The following is a 3,459-nucleotide window of genomic DNA, read 5'->3' as shown; positions in this document are numbered from 1 at the left end:
GATCCGGGCCGCGGGGGCGGGGGCCAGGTGCACCACCTTCATCCGGGTCATCTCGTCGAGCAGTTCGGGCCCGTAGCCGAAACCTTCGCCGCTCGCCCCCCGGGGCTGGGCCGCGCCGCCGGGCGCCCCGCCGAACACCCCGTTGATCTTCACGGTGCCCACGGGCAGCCGCCGCCACGCGCGCTGCGCGTGCTCCATCGAGTTCGTCAGCACCGTCGCCGCGAGCCCGTACCGGTCGTCGGACGCCTCGAGCAGGGCCTGGTCGAAGTCGGCCACGACCCGGACCGGGGCCACCGGCCCGAACGTTTCCTCCCGCAGCACGCGCATCGTCGGCGTGCAGCCGGTGAGCACGGTCGCCGGGTAGAACGCGCCAGGGCCGTCCGGGATCTGCCCGCCGGTCAGCACCTTCGCACCACCGTGGCGGGCGTCCACCACGTGCTCGTGCACGTGATCACGCTGCCGCCGGTCCACCAGCGGCGCCATCGGCACCCGGTCCGGGCGCAGACGTGCCTGCCCCACCAGTGCTTCGAGGAAATCGGGGGCGATCTCCCTCGGCACGTAGATCCGCTCCACCGACACGCAGATCTGGCCGGCGTTGGTGAACGCGCCGATCGCCGCCTGCTCGGCGGCCCAGGCCAGGTCCACGCCGGTGTCCACGATCAACGGGTCGTTGCCGCCGTTTTCCAGCAGCGCCTTGGCACCCGTCGCCGCCGCGGCGGCGGCGATCGAGCGCCCGGTGGTGGTGCTGCCGACGTGGGCGATCACATCCACCTCGGGATGTGCGACCAGGCGCGCCCCCACCCGGCCGTCACCCGGAACCCACCGCAGCACATCGGCGGGCACCTTCCGCCCGATCACCTCGGTCAGCCGCTGCCCCACCAGCGGGCAGCGCTCGCTCGGCTTGTGCACCACGGCGTTCCCGGTGGCCAGCGCGGCACCGAGCAGGCCGCAGGCCACCGCCACCGGGTCGTTCCACGGGGTCAGTGCCACCACGACACCGCGCGGTTCGGGCACCATCACGTCGGTCGCGCCCCAGTCCCCCAGCAGGCTTCTGCCGCGGTGCACAGGCCCCAGTTCGGCGTACTGGTCGAGGGTGGCGGCACCGGCCAGAACCCCGCCTTCGGCCTCCTCGGGCAGCTTTCCCGTCTCCTGGTGGTTCAACTGCGCCAGCTCACCGGCCCGCTCCCGCAGTTCGGCCGCGGCGGCGCGCAGGGCCGCCGCCCGCTCGGTGGCCGGAGTCCGGGCCCAGGCGGGAAACGCCCTGCGTGCCGCCACCACGGCGTCACCGGCGTCGGAGACGTCAGGCACCGGCCGCCGTTCGATCAGATCCGTCATCGCAGTCCTCCTCCGCGCGGAGGAGTACCCGGGTGGGTGCGATCGACACGCGGGCCCTGCTTCAGCCTTCGGCCGCCTTCTGCGCCCTGGCATAGGCGAGCTGCAGGAAGTCCGCCCCCGCCAGCGAAGCGAACGTCCCGGCGACCAGCCGGGTGACGCGGGGTGCGAAGACCAGGCCGGTGGTGAACGCCGTGACCATCCACAGGTCCAGGCAGAACGGGCAGGTCAGCAGTTCCCCGACGCTGTGCCGCAGGCCGCTGGGCTTGCGCACCTCCTCCATCACCTCGGCGGGACCGCCGGTGTCCCGGTACCGGGTGAACGGCGCGCGGAGCGGACTGGTCACCGCGTCCTTGCTCACGGTCCGCGACAGTTTGTGCGTTCCCAGCGCGAGGATCGCCAGGTCCTGGACCGGAACCCGGCGCGGCAGCCTGCGGCCGGTCAGCGCGGCCGCCGTCGCCGCCAGCGCCACGAGCAGGGCGTAGACCGCCATCACGACCAGGTAGCCGCCCAGCGGGCGGTCGGCACCCCCGCGGTAGGCGTGGGCTTCCTGCTTCAACTCGTCCATGTGCCCTCCCTTCACCCGCGCCTGGTTACCCTCGCGGCCGCGTGACAACCACGGGGCGCGGGACGGAGGTACGGTGTTGCGGTGAGCGACAAGGACATCATCGGCAGCATCGACGGACTCATCGCCGAGGAGCACCAGCTCAGGGAGAAGGCCTCGAGCGGCGGTCTCGACGAAACCGACCGCACCCGCATCCGCCACCTGGAACAGCAGCTCGACCAGTGCTGGGATCTGCTGCGGCAGCGGCGTGCCCGCCGGGAATTCGGTGAGGACGAGTCCGGGGCCCACGTGCGCCCCGCCTCCGAGGTGGAGTCCTACCAGCAGTAGGCCGCCGACCGCCCCGAAGCCACCATGACCGGGGCGGAACTTGTGTGCGCGGACCCCATACCTCTCCTCCTTGTGCCGCCCTACGTTTTCGGGCGACACAAGGAGGTGTGTGCCATGCTCAGACGCTTCGTGCCAACGGCCGTCGGTCTGCTCATCGCGTTGTTGCTGTCCCCCGTCACCGCCGGCGCGGCCACCTGCCGCCCCGCCGCCCGGGTTCCCGGCGCCGAGTTGCAGGAGTGGTCCTGCCTCGACGATCTGAGCACCGCGGGCACCGTCGCTTCGGGACACACCGTCCCGGCGGACTGGGCGGGGCTCACCGCGAGCACCCTGCCCGCCCCGACCCCGGTGCCCGGAATGCAGGTCGACGGCTATTTCCCCGACACGTCGACCACGAACACCCATCACGGCTGGAACCACGACTCCCAGTTCGTGCTGCGCCTTCCGGCGCACTGGAACGGCGGCCTGGTGGTCAGCGGCACTCCCGGCAACCGGGCGCAGTACGCCAACGACCGCGCGATCGCCGACTACGTGCTGGCCCAGGGATACGCCTTTGCCGCCACCGACAAGGGCAACACCGGAGTCCGGTTCTTCACCGACCCGGGCGGGGTCGCCGAGTGGAACTTCCGTCTCACTCAGCTGACCGTCGCCGCGAAGGCGACGCTGGCCCGCTACTACGGACGGCCACCGGTGCGCACCCTCGCCGCGGGCATGTCCAACGGCGGTTATCTGGTGCGGTGGCAGCTGGAGAACCGCCCCGGCCTCTACGACGGCGGCGTCGACTGGGAAGGCACGCTGTGGTCCCAGCACGACAACCTGCTCGAGTTCCTGCCCGCCGCGCTGCGCGCCTACCCGGCCGGTGACCACGACGCCATGCTCAAGGCGGGGTTCGCGCCGGGTTCGGAGTTCCTGTGGGACTTCCACTACCGCGTCTACTGGGATCTCACCCAGCGCATCTACCGCGAATCGCTCGACCCCGGTTACGACGGGGCCCTCCAGGCCGGGATTCCCTTCTGCCAGAGCGGAACCCCGAACTGCGACGCGGACTACGACTACGCGGCGCGGCCAGCTTCGGTGCACCGGGCGGTGGAGCGGATCTCGCTCACCGGCCGTATCGGCAAGCCGCTGATCACGCTGCACGGCACCCTGGACAGCCTGCTGCCGATCAGCCGCGACTCCGACGTCTACGACCGGATGATCGGCGAGGCGGGCCGGGCGGGGCTGCACCGGTACTACCG

General features: G+C 71.9%; 4 protein-coding genes. 2 read left to right on the top strand and 2 right to left on the bottom strand.

Translation table 11 applies throughout. The features are described from left to right. Both FNH05_RS34860 and FNH05_RS34855 read right to left on the bottom strand, forming a co-directional pair. A partial coding sequence (locus FNH05_RS34860) for an aldehyde dehydrogenase family protein (RefSeq protein ID WP_144593109.1) occupies positions 1-1,335 on the bottom strand: 1,335 nt, incomplete at its 3' end. A 61-nt stretch (positions 1,336-1,396) separates the two neighbouring features. Next, positions 1,397-1,900 carry a DUF1360 domain-containing protein gene (locus FNH05_RS34855; RefSeq protein WP_144593108.1) on the bottom strand — a complete coding sequence of 168 codons (504 nt, stop codon included), beginning with the start codon at positions 1,898-1,900 and terminating at the stop codon, positions 1,397-1,399. Positions 1,901-1,981: 81 nt separating this feature from the next. Between FNH05_RS34855 and FNH05_RS34850 the strand changes: the two genes are divergently transcribed. Both FNH05_RS34850 and FNH05_RS34845 read left to right on the top strand, forming a co-directional pair. After that, positions 1,982-2,224, top strand: coding sequence for a DUF2630 family protein (locus FNH05_RS34850; RefSeq protein ID WP_144593107.1), 243 nt, complete (start codon positions 1,982-1,984; stop codon positions 2,222-2,224). Positions 2,225-2,338: 114 nt separating this feature from the next. Continuing rightward, positions 2,339-3,459 (top strand): tannase/feruloyl esterase family alpha/beta hydrolase (locus tag FNH05_RS34845; RefSeq protein WP_144593106.1); only part of this gene is annotated, 1,121 nt, incomplete at its 3' end.

The sequence above is a fragment of the Amycolatopsis rhizosphaerae genome (assembly GCF_007713715.1).
GTDB lineage: Bacteria > Actinomycetota > Actinomycetes > Mycobacteriales > Pseudonocardiaceae > Amycolatopsis_E > Amycolatopsis_E rhizosphaerae.
This window is presented reverse-complemented; position numbering and strand designations above follow the sequence as displayed.